Here is a 16,863-nt window from a genome sequence, read left to right on the forward strand (position 1 = left end):
GCATGTCTGATAAAAATATTCAGATATGCTTTTTTATTTGAAACGTATTCAACATAATAATACCAAGAACAGTAAAAATAAGATATTTTATTCATTATCATTATAAATTATGATGTTCATATAGAATACTTAACATAGGGGGCATTCTGGAATGGAAGAATTTATGATTATCCTTTCAGGTACTGAAAAGTATAGAAAACTAGAATGGATATCTGATAGCTATAAAGTAAACATATTGCATTTTTCGGTTATAGATTCTAAATTATCTACTATGAATTTAGATGACTGTGTTTGTTTCGTTATAGATGCAGATATTTATAAAAGTAGTAACTTATTAATGTTGATCAGAATATTGAGGAAGAAATATCATGCTATGAAATTTATAATGTTCACAAATGATTTTCAAATTGTGAATATGTTCTTGTTTTATTATCCGATATATTTTTGTCAATGGGGAAATGTTCTTCAATATAAAAATATATTAAAAAATATAATAGAGAATCATACATCTATATTAAGACTATTTTACTATCATACAAGAGGTATTGAGAAATGTATTGAAATAAAAAATATCCTTTATTTTGAAAAGCAGTTACATAAAGTTCGAGTAAAACAGATGAATGGAGATTGTGATGAATTTGTAGGAAGCATATCAGAAATAATGGGAATGAATTATCCTCATATGTTTGAAATTAACCGCAGTGTAATTATCAATGATCTTTATGTGGATAAAATTGAAGATATATATGTTATTCTGACTAATAAAGAACGTTTTGAAATTAGCAGGCGCAGAAAAAAATATTTGGAGGAGGAATTAAATAGATTAACTACCAGATAAGAGAAATTTTTCTTATAATTTGACCATTCGCTTAATCTAAAGACCATTCATGCGCATTCTATTGCATTTCTATATATGAATTTTATAATGAAATCAAAGATAGACATGTAAAAAGGGTTATGATGATCATGGTTTCTTTTCTTTTGATAATGTAAGTAATAATGAAAGGAGCGATGTCAGATGAAAAAAATTATTTCTTACTTTTTGAGTATCTTCTGTGTATTTGGATTAACCTTATCTCCGGTTTTTGCGAACGATGATTATGATGCAACAAATTATCCAGATGGATATGATAGTTATGAACAATATTTAAATGATCCTGATTACTACAATCAAGATAGAGTGAAGCAACGAGAGGGAAAAATCGCAGCTGCTGATTCATATATGAAGACGAGAGCATTGATGCGAGTTGGTGCTTCTAAATATTTGAATGTTACGCTTTTCCCACAAGAAACAGATTATTGGTGTTCTGCCGCAAGTGCCCAAATGGTTATTTACTATTTAACTGGAACAAAGATATCTCAAGGTACGCTTATTAATGAAATTGGAGCAGGGTACACTGTTGGCGGAGTTGCAAAAACTTTGCGCGCACATACAGGAGCGTCTTATGAAGCACAATTAACGAGTGGATATGCATTGGGTAATGCCACAACAGTTGATATAGATGCGGGTTATCCTCTGATTTATAATCCTAATGCTGGCTTATTGAAAACGGGTTATCCAATTACCGGGAAAACACCGCATTATGTCGTTGGATATGGATATCGATATAATACGTTTGGATCAACAGGTGAAAGTTATGTTAGTTATTTAGATCCATATAAATATATTAGCAGTGCATATGGTAAGCATGAAATTAGTGTTACCAATATGGTCAAAGCAGTTAATGATAATACAGGATATTACATTTGGTAAGAGAGAAGCTATGCTTCTTTCTTACTGATCGAGGAGACTGAAATGATAAAAATATCAAAATATTCTATGGTCGTATTAAGTATTTTATGTTCCTTGATTATGGATGGTTGCTATTATAACAAAGAACCGGATGTATGGAAAGCAAAAGAAGTTGCGTTTGCTGAGTATAGCTTTTCTCCAATCGAAAAGGTAAATAATATGGATATGACAAAGATGGATGATATCGGTTTTGTAAAGGGAAAACTTTATTTGGAATCATTCATCAAGACAGATAATAATCTTTGGTCAACTGAAAATTTGTATACGTATGATCTTAGATCAAATACGATTGAACAATTAGAACTAGATCACAGTCATGTTGCTCGATTGTTCAGCATTTTCCAAGATAAAGATGCTATCATATATTCTGCAATGTCCCATGCCAAGGCAGACGATTTTCCACCAGTTATAGCAAGCATTTGGAAAGCCAAAGACGGTAAACAGGAGGAACTATTCGAAAGTAATATTGATATTTATTATCGTGCACCATTATTTTATATGTTTGGAGATGAAGCATACTTCTTATCACATGATATGAAAACGGTAGAAGCTGATGTATCTCCGTATGTAGAAAATCAAAATGTGTTAAGTTTTCAAGTATATAAAAATGGTAAAATAAAAACTATATTTAGTACTACATCTAAGCTGACCAAGGGATTTCGATATAATGGAGAGGGGGAATTTACTGACTATGATTTGATTTTTGACAATCAAAAGGGTTCTATTGGTTTCTTTACCGCAACGAAAAAGAAAAAACAATTTGAGTACAATTTTTATGATTATTCACGAAAGACAAAAAAGCTTCGTAAAACAATTCTTGGCAAGGGTGATATGGAAATTTTGGGATACCAAGATAAATATGTTTACGGACGAAATAAAGGCGGTTTGTTTTTGTTTAATTTAGAATCAAAAAAAATGATGCAGCTTTCGGAATGGGAGGAAGGGCAATATTATAATTTTCAATCTTTGCCAGATAATGTCATATTATATAATTATAGTAGTCCCTATTCTTTAACGGAAGAAACGTATGCTATTAAATTGGAAGATGGATATTACAAGAAAATGAAAATTGATATCCCAAACCGTAATCAATCTTTTCCGTTTTTTAAGACGGATGGCGAAAGTATTCTTTGCTTTATCAATAATATGTATTATCGTTTTACCTTTAAAATAAAGGCATAATAAAATTTATATATACTGTTAAGACCATTCCTATCATTAGAAATGGCCTTTTTTACATATAGAATACAACAGCGATAAAGTGAGAAATACTGGCCAGATTGATAAAAATATGCCAGATCGCATGATAATATTTTTTCTCTTTCTTGGAATAGAAATATACACCGATTGAATACAGCACGCCGCCTAATACAATTAATCCCAAAAACAGCGGTGAAGCATTTTTCAGCAGGGTTGGAAGAAAGAATACGGCAGACCAGCCCATGATCAAATAAATACCAACGGATATAATCGGCATGGATTTCTTCGCAAATATTTTATAGAAGATGCCTATCAGTACAGTTGTCCATTGAATGATGAGAATCAATAGTCCTTCCCATCCCTTGATCAAACAAAGTGCAATTGGTGTATATGTACCCGCTATCGCAAAATAAATAAAGATGTGATCGAAGATTCTCCCGATAAATTTCTGTTGAGTATGAAAAGGAGTAATGTGATAGAAAGCAGAACCGGTAAACATCAGAAACAGGCAAATGATGAAGATAGATGTACCAATCGCGCGTTCTACACCACCGATATTATAGGAGTATACCGCCGTGATCGGTAATGCAATCAAACAAAGCAGACTCATCACGATATGGGTTCCGGCATTTGCCGCCTCCTCATTCATCGTAACTTCATATATTTTTTTTAAGGCATTTTCACGCATGAACGTACCTCCTTTTAATAGTCCCTATTCTATCACAATATCTTTTAAATACCAACCGGTTTATGCTATAATAAAAAGGACGCAATCTTATAAAAAACGCGGAAGGATGGCGGTTTATGTTTTTAAAAAGAATAGAATTACAGGGGTTTAAATCCTTTGCCGATAAATCGGTTATTACCTTTGATTCCGATGTGATTGGAATTGTCGGTCCGAATGGATGCGGCAAGAGTAATATCAATGATGCGATACGTTGGGTGCTTGGAGAACAGAGTGTAAAATCGCTTCGTGGAAGCAGTATGAGCGATGTGATTTTCAGCGGTTCGCAACAGCGTAAAGCGGTGAATATGGCAGAGGTTACGCTGGTATTTGATAACAGCAAGCATTTTTTAAACATTGATTATGAAGAGGTGGAGGTAACCCGTCGACTGCATCGAATCAGTGGTGAAGGTGAGTATTTTATCAATCAGACACCATGCCGCCTAAAGGATATTTTGAATTTGGTAATGGATACCGGTTTGGGAAAGGATTCGCTTTCTATCATATCGCAGGGGAATATCTCCAGCTTTGCGGAAGCAAAGCCGGAAGACCGGCGGGCTTTGTTTGAAGAAGCAGCCGGCGTGGCAAAATATAAGAAGCGTAAAAATGATTCTCTCAATAAGCTGAATCGGACTCAGGAAAATCTTTTGCGCCTAGAAGATATTATTCTCGAATTGGAGCGGCAGGTGAATCCGCTGAAACGTCAGGCGAAAAAGGCTGAGCTGTATTTAGAGAAAAAAGCACAGTTGGAAACCATTGAAGTCAGTGTTATCTGTGATGAAATAGAAAATCTTCAGAATAAGATTGAGATATTGAAAAAGAAATCATTTGATTTAGATTCACAGAAAGCCATGCATGAAACGACCATTCAGGTTCAGGATTTAAAGAATATGGAACTGAAAAAGGAAATCTCGCAGCTGGATCAGGAAGTGAACCGGCTGCAGGGTGATCTGATGAAGGTCATGAATGAGATGAATATGCTGGAAGCCAGAAAAGCGGAACTGGATGAAAAGCGAAAATACGCAATGGAATATGCGAGCAATCTCGATAAAGCCAAAGAATTAAAAAAGATGCTGGAAGAAGCAGATTATGAATATAAAGATCGTCAGAAGCGTTATATGGATATGCAGAGTGATCTGGAATTAACCAGGAAGCAGGTTAGTGAGCTGGAAAATCAGGTTTCTTTTTGCAATCAGGAAGCATTACAGGCACGAAATTACTTAAATAAATTGAATAACCGTAAAGAGGTCTTGGAAAATCTAATGCGTCAGCCGTTTAATCATCAGCAGGGGGTAAAAGCGATCATGGATGCGCAGCGTTCCCTGCATGGGGTTTTAGGTGTTATGTCACAAATCATCATTCCGCATGAGTCTTATGAACTGGCAATTACCAATGCCTTGGGCGGAGCGATGTATCACATCGTAACAGAAGATGAAACAGCGGCACGTCATGCGATTACATTTTTGAAAAAGAATCATAGCGGCAGGGCGACCTTTTTGCCGATATCTGTGCTGCGGCCACGTTCTTTAAATCATGATTCAAGAACGCTTGCGGAGCATTCTGCCGGTTTTCTTGGAACCGCTAATGAATTTGTCGACAATGATCCAATTTTTGATACTGTCCGTGATTCACTGCTGGGTAATGTGATCGTCTGTGATAATTTGATCAATGCGAATGAATTGGCCAAAACGTTAAAATTTCAATATAAAATCATCACAGTGGAAGGAGATATCGTGCATCGCGGCGGATCCATGACCGGTGGGCACATAAGAGATAATTCCTCACCGTTAACAATCCGCAGAGAATTGGAAACGGTTAAGGAATCGCTGGAGCAGCACACGCTCAAGGTACAGGAGTTGGATGCGCGGCAGACAGCCCTGCAGTCCAAACGGGAATCGCAGGCAAATCAGCTGGTACAGCTGCAAATAGCATTGGCGCAGCTTCAGCCGATCGTAGATGCGAAACGAGCGAAGCTTGATCGCTTAAAAATTGATTATGAACAGATTGCACCGAAGGATATGGAGCTGGATGCGGTCAGTATGGAAGATGATATTGTCATCAAATTATCGGATATGTATTCGCGGCGCGATGACATCACAAAAGCGATTAACGAGAAGCGGGATCGGCGAGTAAAAGCCGGAGCGGAAGTCGATCGGCAGGAAATGCAAATACGTGAGCTGCGCCGTGATTTGAACATTCTTCAAAATGAAGAAAGAGAAGTGGATATTGATAAAGCGAAGGCGGAAGCTAAACTGGATAATGCATTAGAACGTTTGAGCGGTAATTATGAAATGACCTTTGAATACGCACAGACGCTGAAACAGGAAATGGAGGATATGGAGCAGGCAAGGGCGGATGTATCTCGACTTCGCAGTGAAATTGCGGCGCTTGGCAACGTGAATCTGGATGCTCCGCAGGAATATGCAGAAGTATCTGAACGCTTTGAATTTCTGCAGTCTCAAAAAGCGGATTTGGAGGCAGCTCGGGCTAAGATTCTGGATGCCATTGATGAAATGGATCAATCGATGGTCATTCAATTTAAAGAGATGTTTGATAAAATCAACGCAGAGTTAAATGATGTCTTTCGGGCATTGTTTGGCGGCGGCAAAGCTCGGTTGTTTATGGTTGACCCGCAGGATGTACTGAATACCGGCATTGATATTGACGTGCAGCCGCCGGGTAAAAGCGTTCGCAATATTCGCTTATTCTCCGGTGGAGAAAAGAGCTTGATTGCAATTTGTGTCTTATTTTCCATTTTGAAGGCTCGTACGATTCCGCTCTGTATCTTTGATGAGGTAGAAGCGGCGCTGGATCAGGCGAATGTTGAGCGTTTTGCGAAATACATTGCCCAGTTTCGCGGGGAGAGTCAGTTTATCGTAGTAACACATCGCCCTGGAACAATGGCGCAGTGCGATTCTTTGTATGGTGTTACGATGCAGCAAAACGGTGTGTCACAGCTGCTGCGAGTAAAATTGCAGGATGCCATCGAAATGATTGATCGACCGAAGGAGGCAGCTTAATATGGGTATTTTTTCAAAACTGAAACAGGCCTTTGCAGGCAAGGATGATCAGGATCGCTATTTAAGCGGTCTCGATAAATCACGGCGCTCATTTTCCCAACGGATTCGTAATTTGGCACTGAATTTTACCGGAGTTAATGAAGAATTCTTAGAAGAGTTAATGATTGTGCTGCTGGAAGCGGATATTGGTATACGTACCGCAGAAAAAATTATTGAACGGGTAGAAACCCGTGCCATGGATGAAAAACTAAAGAAATTTGATGAAATCAGTGAATGTCTGATTGAAGTCATGGCGGAAATGTATGAAGAAGCAGGAACGTGTGATGATCATGTGAATGAGAACGGCCCGACTGTTGTGCTGATGGTCGGGGTCAACGGCAGCGGCAAAACGACGACGACCGCAAAATTGACCAAACTGTATCAGGAGCAGAGAAAGAAAGTGGTGCTGGCGGCTGCGGATACATTTCGAGCCGGAGCAGTCGATCAGCTTGCAATGTGGGCGGATCGGCTTAACGTGCCATGTATCAAAGGCCGCGAGGGCGGTGATCCCAGCGCCGTACTGGTTGATGCATGCCGCTATGCACTGGAAGAAAAAGCAGATTATTTGATTGGTGATACTGCCGGACGGCTTCAGAACAAGGCAAATCTGATGAAAGAGCTGGAAAAGATGAAGCGGGTAGTTGGACGTGAAATTGATGGTGCACCGCATGAGGTGTGGCTGGTCATTGATGCGACAACCGGTCAAAACGGAATATCACAAGCACAGGTATTCTTAGAAACAACAGCTGTCACTGGAATCATTTTGACCAAGCTGGACGGGACTGCCAAGGGCGGTATTGTCTTTGCCATTCGTGATCAGTTAGGTTTGCCGGTGAAGTTCATCGGTCTTGGCGAACATCCGGATGATCTGCGTCCGTTTGATCTGCAGTCCTATCTGTACAGTCTTTGTGAAGGTATGCTGGAAGATCATGATTGAAAAGACACAGGAAATCAATGAATTGATGGATGCCTATGAAGGATTGTTGACGGAAAAGCAGCGGGATATCATGAAACTGTATTATCAAGAGGATTTCTCACTCAGTGAAATTGCCGAGAATAATGATATTTCCCGAAGTGCAGTCAATGATGCGATTAAACGAAGTGAACATGTGCTGTATGATTATGAAAAAAAGCTGGGCCTGGTACAAAAATTTAAGAAACGCAATCAGTTATATCAAAAGCTGCGTAAACAGGTAACTGGTTCCGCAATTAATTTGATTGATCAATTAGAGTCATTAGATGACACAGGAGGAAATTATGAGTAAGATTATCGCAGTAAATGCAGGAAGTTCATCCTTGAAGTTTCAGCTGTTTAACATGCCGGAAGAAACGGTTTTAACCAGTGGTTTGGTAGAGCGTATCGGTTTTGAAGACGCGGTTTTCACAATTAAAGTAAACGGTGAAAAGAAAACGACGACCTGTCCGATCTTAGATCATGAAAAAGCGGTTTCGATGCTTTTGGAAGCACTTGTTGAACATGGAATTGTCACATCTCTCGATGAGATTACGGCAGCTGGTCATCGTGCTGTGCACGGTGGGGAAACCTTTAAAGAATCAGTATTGGTGGATGAAGAAGTCGTTGCGGAATTTGAAAGCCTGTCGGAATTAGCACCGCTACATAATCCCGCCGGTTTGGTTGGCTACCGTGCTTTTAAAAAGAATCTGCCGAATATTAAACATACATTTGTGTTTGATACTGCATTTCATCAGACCATGGAGCCGGATTCTTATATTTATCCGCTTCCGATGGAGTATTATGATCAGTATAAAGTACGCCGTTATGGCTTCCACGGTACTTCACACATGTACGTTTCACAGCGCTGTGCAGAATTGATGAACAAGCATTTAAAAGATACCAAGATCATCACATGCCATTTAGGAAACGGTGCCAGCATTACTGCCGTAGATGGCGGCAAATCCGTAAATACCTCAATGGGCTTTACACCGCTTGCCGGTATTATGATGGGTACCCGTTGTGGTGACATCGATCCTGCAATCGTACCGTTTTTAATGCGGAAAACGGGAATGACACCGGATGAAATGGATACGATGATGAATAAAAAATCGGGAATGCTTGGGGTGAGTGGTATTTCCAGCGATGCGCGTGATATTGAAAACGGATGTAAAGCGGGAAACGAAAGAGCGATCCTGACTCAGAATTTGTATGTGAACCGTGTAATCAATACCGTTGGCGGCTATTACGCGCAGCTTGGCGGTTTAGACGCGATTGTATTTACCGGGGGTATCGGCGAAAATGATGTAGTTATGAGAGAAAAAATTTGTACGAAGCTGGAAGGTGCGCTCGGGGTAAAATTAAATAAAGAGCTGAACAGTGTAAGCCGTGGTGAGGAGCTGTTGCTTTCAGCACCCGATAGTAAAGTTCAGGTATGGCTGATTCCGACCAATGAGGAATTGATGATCGCCCGTGACGCTTACCGTTTGTCAGGTTGCTAAAAATGTCAGAGCTGTTTTTCAAATGGATCGAAGCGAGTGAGGTCATTACCATTTTCCGCCATGTCGGAGCGGACAGTGACGCACTTGGATCACAGTTTGGATTAAAAACTTGGATTTTAGATCAGTATCCCAATAAACAGGTTTACGCATTGGGTGAGGATCTGGGCTCACAGGGAAAGTTGTTTCCGCCGATCGATGATGTATCGGATGAAGTGATTGCAAACTCTTTGGCGATTATCCTGGATACGGCAAACGCTGCCCGTATTGATGATGCCCGGTGGCAGCTGGCTGCTAAAAAAATCAAGGTGGACCATCATCTTGAAGTGGAGCATTTCGGTGATCTTGAAATTGTTAAAGAAACTGCTGGTGCAACCTGTGAAATACTCGCATCCTTATTTCAAAAGGATGGCCGGCCTTTATCATCAACTGCTGCAAACTATCTGTACGGCGGTTTGATTGCTGATACTTTACAATTTTCGATAGCATCTACAACTTCTGATACATTGCTGGCAGCTGCTTATTTGGCTCAGTGCCATGCAGATATTCCTCGCATCAACCGTGAAAATTTTTCTAAGACCTTAAAAGAATTTCAGTTTGAGACGTTTATCCGTTCTCACTATAAATTGCTGGATGGTCATCTGGCTTATATCATTCTGCATGCTCAGGATTACGAGCAATTTGGGCTGACCCGCAATGAGGCAAAGGAAAAAGTATATGCGCTGGGCAATGTAGATGAATTTGAGGTTTGGGCTCTGTTTATTGAACAGGCTGAAAGTGATAAAAACGAACCGCTTTATCAAGGCTCGCTGCGCTCAAAGCAAACAGCGATCAATGATATTGCCAACGCATTTAACGGCGGCGGGCATAAGCTGGCCTGCGGTGTGAAACGGCTCAGTCCGGCAATGATTGAAGCACTGCTTCAGCAGCTGCTTCGCCGGATTAAGAAAGGATAATATGAAAGTATATCATTTTGATCAATTTTTCGATCCAAAGACATATCAGAATATGGCAAAGCCGAAGCTGAGTTCGGTTAAAGGACATATTTTGTCCGTAGTGATTACCTTGCTGGTCTTTGCCATTACCTATTATGTATCGCACCCGGTTTTAAATCTGCACGATCACGGATCAGTCATCTATATTGTATTTCATCTTCTGATCTTTGCCGGATTGGAATTCATGACGCATGGCTATATGCCGAAGATCGGAAAGCTGGCAGGTGCACTCAGTGGAATCATCGTGTTGGTGATGATCGTTCTAACGGTTGCCAGTGCGGCGTTTTTTCGCAGCGGGGACTATCATAAACAGCTGAAAATGGATGAAACCGCTAAATTTGATAAAGACTTCAAAACCATTGAAATGAGCAAGGTGCCGTTGATCGATTATGATGTTGCCAAACAGCTCGGTGATAAGAAAATGGGGCAGGTAACAGCGCTTGGCTCGCAGTATGAAGTATCCGATCAATATACTCTGATTTCGGTTAAGGGTGAACTGTATCGGGTTTCACCGCTGGAATATCGTGATTTCTTTAAATGGTTCCAGAACAACGACAAAGGCATCCCCGGATATATTAAAGTAAATGTCACAGATCCGGATGACGTTGAGCTGGTAGAATTGAAGAAGGGGATGAAATATGCCCCAAGTGCTTATTTCAATCAAAATATGGAACGTCATGTGCGTTTTTCCTATCCCATGGAACAGATCACCGATTATTCCTTTGAATTAAATGACGAGGGAAAACCGTATTGGGTGATTTCTACCTTCCATCAGGAAGTTGGTTTTTATGGCGGAAACAGCGCAAATGGTGTGATTTTACTGGATCCGGTAAGCGGTGATATGAAGAAGTATGATCTGAAAGATGTTCCGAAATGGGTAGATCGGGTACAGCCGTCTGAATTTGCTTTGAATCAGCTGGAAAACTGGGGATTGTATGTCAATGGTTATTTCAATACGCTGTTTGGGCAAAAGGATATGCTGAAGGTTACCGATGGGCATAACTATGTTACCATCGACGGACAGACGAACTTATTTACCGGTGTAACATCTGTCGGAGGAGATAAATCGATCGTTGGTTTTGCACTTATTAATTTAAAGACCAAGGAAGCAAACTTCTTTAAAGTAAACGGTGCTGATGAAGCGAGCGCGATGTCAAGCGCCGAGGGAGAAGTGCAGAATCTTCGCTACAACGCGACCTTCCCGATCATGCTGAATATCGCAGATCGTCCGACGTATTTCATTTCCTTGAAGGATCAGGCAGGACTAGTGAAAAAGTATGCGTTTGTATCGGTTGAAAACTATTCGACCGTAGGTGTCGGCGATACTGTCGGCAAAGCACGTGACAGCTATGTTCAGCGGCTGCGCGATGCCGGCAATGAGGTTGCTGAAGAAGAAAAGGCGACAACGGACAGTACAGCCGTCATTGCCTCAATCAACACAGCGATCAAGGACGGTAACTCTACGTACTATATTACGTTAGAGGGTGATGATCATCTCTATGTGGTGCCGATCAAACTAAGCAATGAGCTGGCCTTAACGAAGCCCGGACAAAAAGTAAAAATCACGTATGAAAAATCTAAGGAAAAAACTGTTTTAGCGGAAAAATTTGATAATCTGGATTTGCAGTATTAAACTTGAAAAGCTCTTTTGAAAAGAGCTTTTTTCTAGAATTTGTAATTTTATTGGGAACCGCCTATAATGAAGATAAAGAAGGTGATCGTATGAAAAAACGTTCTATGATTTTCTTGCTTCTATTATCATTTTGTATATGCGGCTGCGGGAATCGTCAAAAAGAATCCGATCGTACGATTAAACAAATTAACGATACCCGATATTCGATGAAGATAATTGAACTGCCGGGACTTGAGTCCATGGATAATCACACCCAGATAACTCAAATGGATGATGAAATGATGTATTTTACAACCTATACGACATTTGGGAATTCGGGACAGGATGTTTATTATGCGAGTGGTAATAGACCATTGACTTCCTTTGTGACAAAGGCGGTTTATGCGTATGATCGTAAGCAGAAAACGCTGAAAACCATCCTTGAGGGGGATGGGGAAAAAGTGTATTATGACTATCAAATGTTTCAGGGCATGTCCTATGCGGTGATTGGAACGATGCAGGAATCTAGTGATCTGGACAATCAGCTGCAATTAACTGAAAACGGCATTCCCGTTTTAAACTGGAATCATAATCATGATGATCTTGGCTTCTATCTGCGTGCTGATCATAATAAGCTGTATCTGCTGCAGTATCCCACCGGAGATCACATGGTGCCGACATTGTACGAAATACATGATAAAGGCCCTCTTACAATGGTTCGCAATGCTTTTATGACTCGGTTAAATGAAATATCAAACATCAGTGAAATGACACCGCAGCTTCGCGTGTATGGAAATAAAGTGACGTATCTGGATCAAAAGAAAAAATCCATGGAATTGGGTATTTATGAGCATCAAAAATTTCAGCAATATGAAATTCCCTTCACCGGACAGATCCTTGCCATTTTTGACAACGATGTATTGATGCAATCCGAAGATGGTGTTTGTTACTGGAATTTGAAACAGCGTCAGCGAAAAGAAGTCAAAAATGACGATTTTAAAGAAGAACTCACCCATGAATTTCGGCAAATCAACAAACATCAACTGCTGTACACCTCATCGCATTCACTGAAACTGTATACTTATCGTGATAACGATACTTATCTGCTTCAGGATATAACAGATCAGCCGTATCGGATTGAAATGGTTTACGGGAATCAGATTTTATTGAGCCAGGCTTCTGTTAACTCCATGCGGTATTATCTGGGTATTTTGAAAGATTGAGAAATTCTCAATCTTTTTGCTTCCGGCGTAAGATTAGATTTGTTTTATGGTAAAATAGAGATAGGAAGTGATATCATGAGCGTTCATCTTCATGTCAGAAGCTGTTATACCTTATTATCGAGTACGCTGAGCGTAGAACATATCGTAGCACTTGCGAAACAATATGGATATCGTGCGGTGACGCTTTGCGATGAAAAGGTAATGCATGGCGCCATGGCTTTTTATCATGCTTGTAAGAATGCCGATATCAAACCGCTGTTTGCGATGGAAGTGGAGGCTAGCTGGGAAGAACAGCCATATCGATTTATTCTGCTCGCAAAAAATGATCAGGGTTATTTATCCTTATTAAAATTATCAACATATTTGAATACGGTTCAGAATACCATTACACTAGACGAATTAAAACCATACTGTTCTGATGTTTTTCTTTTGACCGCGGGTGCAGATACCAATTTGGAATCACTTATCATTAAGCAGGAGGGTGAAACCTTAAAAGAATTTTTAGTTGCCTGCCGTGCGCTTACGCGATCATTTGTGGTGAGTATCGCTCGCAATGATTCAGGACTTTGGCAGATCAAGAATCAATATTTGAAATCAGTATGTAAAGAATTGAATATACCAACCTGTGCTTTATCGCGGATTTATTTCGGTGAACCGGATGATGAGGAGAGTTATCAAACTCTTTGCGCGATCAAACAGGGTGTCAGTGTGCAGGATAAGACCTTGAATTACAGTCCGAATCGCTATTTTCGAACCCCGGAAGAAATGACCGAGCTGTATGATGATGACGATCTGAAAATGACGGATGTGATCGCGGATGCATGCCAGGTTGATATGAAATTCGAAAAAGCAAAGCTTCCGCAGTTTCATAATAAATTTCATGTGAGCAGTGAAATGTATCTGACTCAGCTTTGTCAGAAGGGACTCTTGAAACGTATGCAGGGGAAACCGATTCCCAAAGTGTATCAGGATCGTTTACATTACGAGCTGCATGTCATCATCTCCATGCATTATGCAGATTACTTTTTGATTGTTTGGGATTTTATCCGCTTTGCCCGTTCAAAAGATATTTATGTTGGACCGGGGCGAGGCAGCGCTGCCGGATCACTCGTCTCCTATTGCTTAGGAATCACGCATATTGATCCGATTCAGTACGGTTTATTGTTTGAGCGGTTTTTAAATCCCGAGCGTATTTCCATGCCGGATATCGATACCGATTTTCCGGATAACCGTCGGGATGAAGTGATCGAATATGTCCGTGAACATTATGGATATGATCACGTTGCGCATATCATCACCTTTAATACCCTGGCAGCTAAACAGGTACTGCGGGATGTCGGAAAGGCGCTTCAGGTGCCGCCGCGGGAAGTGGATGCGCTCTGTCGAATGGTACCGAATCTGCCGAAGGTAACGCTTGATTATACATACGAAAATGTTCCCCGTTTTAAGCAGATGATCAATACAAGTGAAAAGTACCGCAGACTGTATGCGATATCCAAACGATTGGAAGGTTTGCCGCGTCATGCGTCTCAGCATGCGGCAGGTATTGTATTTGCGGATGCGGATATCACAAATGTATGCCCGCTGATTCACGTGGATGAAAATATTTGCGCTACGCAGTTCACGATGGAATATTTAGAAGAACTCGGTTTGATTAAGATGGATTTTCTGGGACTTCGAAATCTGACGATAATTGATGAGATTGTATCAGATATCAATGCAAGTCGTACCAAGAAACTGGAAATTATGAAAATCCCATTGGATGATGCCCGTACCTTTCAGGTGATCCAGGCCGTGGATACAGTGGGTATTTTTCAGCTTGAAAGTGAAGGTATGAAGAACTTGATCCGCAAGATGAAACCGCGTGATTTTGAGGATATCGTGGCTTTGCTGGCGCTGTTTCGGCCGGGTCCCATGGAAAACATTCCCCGTTATCTGGAAGCGCGGGCTCATCCGGAAAAAGTGGACTATATGCATCCAAGTCTGAAACCGATCTTGCAGAATACTTATGGGGTTATGATCTATCAGGAACAGATCATGCAAATTGCTCAGGTCATGGCAGGCTTCAGTCTGGCCAAGGCAGATAATATGCGTAAGGCGATATCGAAGAAACACGGTGATGAATTAAAAATTCTTCAGCAAGAGTTTATTGATGGTGCGGTTAAGCGCGGTTATTCAAAAAATCTGGCAGAGCACGTATATGAAATGATCATGAAATTCGCCAATTATGGCTTTAACCGTTCGCATAGTGTCGCTTATGCACTGCTTGTATATCAGCTGGCATACCTGAAAGCCAATGCACCGCTGTATTTTTTCAGTTCATTATTAAACAGTGTAATCGGATCAGAAACCAAGACCAGTGAATATTTGTTTGAGGCGCGAAGACGAGGTATTCAGATTTTGCCGCCTTCGGTTAATTACAGTACCAATCGTTATCAAATTGAACAACGGGCCCTGCGCTTTCCGCTTACCGCAATTAAGGGTGTAGGCTCCTCGGTATGCATGCAGCTGCTGAAAGAGCGAAAGGAAAAGGGCCAATACGATGATGTGTTTGATTTTGTGGCCCGTATCACCACCTGCCGGATCAGCCGCAAGCTGGTCGAAACACTGATTTATGCAGGTGCATTGGATGATTTTAAAATGAACCGCACGAGCTTGATTGCTTCGCTGGACGATGCGTTTCGTTATGGTGATCTGGTTAAGATTGAAGATGAGAATCAAATTATGATTGATTTTGACTTGGTATCCAAGCCAGCCCCGCATTCGTTAAAAGAAAACAGTTTTCTTTGTGCGGAAAAGGAAAAGGAAGTGCTGGGCTTTTATCTAAGCTCTCATCCGATTTCTCAGCTGCGCGCTCGTATTGATCCCAATCTTCCGGGTCTGATCATGCTGAATCAGAAACGCGGCTGGGTTAAATTTATCTGTCATGTGGAAAAGACACGGCAGCATCGTACGAAAAACGGTGATCTGATGCTGTTTGCGACCGTGAATGATGAAACCGGCAAATTCGATCTTGTCATCATGCCGAATATTTATGCGGCAAACGGCGCCATACTAGTAAAGGGCACCTATTTGATGGTCGAGGGAACCATCGATCGAGAAAATAGCTGTTTGGTAAAACGAATATCAAAAATAGAAACAGAATAGCGAGGTAAGTATGGAAATATGGTATGTGCGTCATGGTCAGACGGACTGGAATGTAGAAGGCAGAATTCAAGGCAGTACCGATATCCCTTTGAATCAGACTGGAATCGAGCAGGCATATCAAGTCAAGCAGCAGCTGGATCAGGAATCATTTGACCTGGTGCTGGCTTCTCCGCTGTTACGAGCATATGAAACTGCAAAGATCATCTGCCTTGATAAAGCCGTGGAGATCAAGGGTGATGAACGTTTGAAAGAACGTAATTTCGGAAGCTATGAAGGAACGCTGGTCAAAGCAATGCCGGTCGGGGACTTCTGGGACTTGAAACAGGATTTGTGTCCGGAAAACGGTGAATCCACCCGTATGGTATTTGACCGTATTTATGCATTTCTGGATGATTTGAAAAAGCTGTATCCAAGTCATAAAATTTTATTGGTAGCGCACGGCGGTATTGCCATCCCGTTGCGATGTTATATGGAGGGTATTCCCGAAACCAAAGCACTGCGCTCCTTGATCATTCACAACTGTGAAGCGGTGCATTATCAGGTCGATCCTGATCAAATTGTTAAGAATCCATTTTCATAATGGATTTTTTTCATGGATCAGCATGTATGCCTTTTGGCATATTGCTTTTCAAGAAACTGGCAATCAAGTATAATAATGCT

Annotated in this window: 13 protein-coding genes; 12 read left to right on the forward strand and 1 reads right to left on the reverse strand. The window is 40.8% G+C overall.

Annotated elements, in window-relative coordinates:
• Positions 1 to 151 precede the first annotated feature (151 nt).
• The 3 genes from GSF08_RS06585 to GSF08_RS06595 all read left to right on the forward strand — a co-directional run bounded on the left by GSF08_RS06585 (position 152) and on the right by GSF08_RS06595 (position 2,974).
• Positions 152 to 838: a LytTR family DNA-binding domain-containing protein gene (locus GSF08_RS06585; protein WP_160625038.1), complete on the forward strand. Its 687-nt coding sequence runs from the start codon at positions 152 to 154 to the stop codon at positions 836 to 838.
• Positions 839 to 1,018: 180 nt separating this feature from the next.
• Positions 1,019 to 1,753 carry a C39 family peptidase gene (locus GSF08_RS06590; RefSeq protein WP_160625039.1) on the forward strand — a complete coding sequence of 245 codons (735 nt, stop codon included), beginning with the start codon at positions 1,019 to 1,021 and terminating at the stop codon, positions 1,751 to 1,753.
• A gap of 42 nt (positions 1,754 to 1,795) precedes the next feature.
• Positions 1,796 to 2,974: a hypothetical protein gene (locus tag GSF08_RS06595; RefSeq protein ID WP_160625040.1), complete on the forward strand. Its 1,179-nt coding sequence runs from the start codon at positions 1,796 to 1,798 to the stop codon at positions 2,972 to 2,974.
• A 52-nt stretch (positions 2,975 to 3,026) separates the two neighbouring features.
• Here the strand turns inward: GSF08_RS06595 and trhA are convergent, their stop codons facing one another.
• Positions 3,027 to 3,680 (reverse strand): PAQR family membrane homeostasis protein TrhA, encoded by a 654-nt coding sequence (trhA, locus tag GSF08_RS06600; RefSeq protein ID WP_160625041.1) that lies wholly within the window; start codon positions 3,678 to 3,680, stop codon positions 3,027 to 3,029.
• A gap of 116 nt (positions 3,681 to 3,796) precedes the next feature.
• Between trhA and GSF08_RS06605 the strand changes: the two genes are divergently transcribed.
• From GSF08_RS06605 to GSF08_RS06645, 9 genes are all read left to right on the forward strand, one after another.
• A complete protein-coding gene (locus GSF08_RS06605) occupies positions 3,797 to 6,736 on the forward strand; it encodes a chromosome segregation protein SMC (protein ID WP_160625042.1) in 2,940 nt (979 codons plus the stop codon).
• A gap of 1 nt (position 6,737) precedes the next feature.
• Positions 6,738 to 7,712 carry a signal recognition particle-docking protein FtsY gene (ftsY, locus tag GSF08_RS06610; RefSeq protein WP_160625043.1) on the forward strand — a complete coding sequence of 325 codons (975 nt, stop codon included), beginning with the start codon at positions 6,738 to 6,740 and terminating at the stop codon, positions 7,710 to 7,712.
• A complete protein-coding gene (gene ylxM / locus GSF08_RS06615; RefSeq protein ID WP_160625044.1) occupies positions 7,705 to 8,040 on the forward strand; it encodes a YlxM family DNA-binding protein in 336 nt (111 codons plus the stop codon). Before ftsY ends, ylxM begins: the two co-directional genes overlap by 8 nt.
• Positions 8,033 to 9,229, forward strand: coding sequence for an acetate/propionate family kinase (locus GSF08_RS06620; RefSeq protein ID WP_160625045.1), 1,197 nt, complete (start codon positions 8,033 to 8,035; stop codon positions 9,227 to 9,229). Before ylxM ends, GSF08_RS06620 begins: the two co-directional genes overlap by 8 nt.
• A gap of 2 nt (positions 9,230 to 9,231) precedes the next feature.
• On the forward strand, positions 9,232 to 10,182 hold the full coding sequence (locus GSF08_RS06625) for a DHH family phosphoesterase (protein ID WP_160625046.1): 951 nt from the start codon (positions 9,232 to 9,234) through the stop codon (positions 10,180 to 10,182).
• A gap of 1 nt (position 10,183) precedes the next feature.
• Complete coding sequence (locus GSF08_RS06630) at positions 10,184 to 11,854, forward strand: CvpA family protein (protein WP_160625047.1); 1,671 nt, start codon at positions 10,184 to 10,186, stop codon at positions 11,852 to 11,854.
• Positions 11,855 to 11,943: 89 nt separating this feature from the next.
• Positions 11,944 to 13,056 carry a hypothetical protein gene (locus GSF08_RS06635; RefSeq protein ID WP_160625048.1) on the forward strand — a complete coding sequence of 371 codons (1,113 nt, stop codon included), beginning with the start codon at positions 11,944 to 11,946 and terminating at the stop codon, positions 13,054 to 13,056.
• A 75-nt stretch (positions 13,057 to 13,131) separates the two neighbouring features.
• Positions 13,132 to 16,203 (forward strand): DNA polymerase III subunit alpha, encoded by a 3,072-nt coding sequence (gene dnaE, locus GSF08_RS06640; RefSeq protein WP_160625049.1) that lies wholly within the window; start codon positions 13,132 to 13,134, stop codon positions 16,201 to 16,203.
• Between the two features lie 10 nt (positions 16,204 to 16,213).
• Positions 16,214 to 16,783 (forward strand): histidine phosphatase family protein, encoded by a 570-nt coding sequence (locus GSF08_RS06645; protein ID WP_160625050.1) that lies wholly within the window; start codon positions 16,214 to 16,216, stop codon positions 16,781 to 16,783.
• Positions 16,784 to 16,863 lie beyond the last annotated feature (80 nt).

Origin of the sequence: Copranaerobaculum intestinale, from assembly GCF_009831105.1 — a bacterium.
GTDB classification, from domain to species: Bacteria; Bacillota_I; Bacilli_A; order Erysipelotrichales; family Erysipelotrichaceae; genus Copranaerobaculum; species Copranaerobaculum intestinale.

Bases quoted from the DNA above. Each gene is read 5' to 3' on its own strand.
- GSF08_RS06585 (WP_160625038.1), top strand. From the start codon at position 152: ATGGAAGAATTTATGATTATCCTTTCAGGTACTGAAAAGTATAGAAAA.
- GSF08_RS06590 (WP_160625039.1), top strand. From the start codon at position 1,019: ATGAAAAAAATTATTTCTTACTTTTTGAGTATCTTCTGTGTATTTGGA.
- GSF08_RS06595 (WP_160625040.1), top strand. From the start codon at position 1,796: ATGATAAAAATATCAAAATATTCTATGGTCGTATTAAGTATTTTATGT.
- trhA (WP_160625041.1), bottom strand. From the start codon at position 3,680: ATGCGTGAAAATGCCTTAAAAAAAATATATGAAGTTACGATGAATGAG.
- GSF08_RS06605 (WP_160625042.1), top strand. From the start codon at position 3,797: ATGTTTTTAAAAAGAATAGAATTACAGGGGTTTAAATCCTTTGCCGAT.
- ftsY (WP_160625043.1), top strand. From the start codon at position 6,738: ATGGGTATTTTTTCAAAACTGAAACAGGCCTTTGCAGGCAAGGATGAT.
- ylxM (WP_160625044.1), top strand. From the start codon at position 7,705: ATGATTGAAAAGACACAGGAAATCAATGAATTGATGGATGCCTATGAA.
- GSF08_RS06620 (WP_160625045.1), top strand. From the start codon at position 8,033: ATGAGTAAGATTATCGCAGTAAATGCAGGAAGTTCATCCTTGAAGTTT.
- GSF08_RS06625 (WP_160625046.1), top strand. From the start codon at position 9,232: ATGTCAGAGCTGTTTTTCAAATGGATCGAAGCGAGTGAGGTCATTACC.
- GSF08_RS06630 (WP_160625047.1), top strand. From the start codon at position 10,184: ATGAAAGTATATCATTTTGATCAATTTTTCGATCCAAAGACATATCAG.
- GSF08_RS06635 (WP_160625048.1), top strand. From the start codon at position 11,944: ATGAAAAAACGTTCTATGATTTTCTTGCTTCTATTATCATTTTGTATA.
- dnaE (WP_160625049.1), top strand. From the start codon at position 13,132: ATGAGCGTTCATCTTCATGTCAGAAGCTGTTATACCTTATTATCGAGT.
- GSF08_RS06645 (WP_160625050.1), top strand. From the start codon at position 16,214: ATGGAAATATGGTATGTGCGTCATGGTCAGACGGACTGGAATGTAGAA.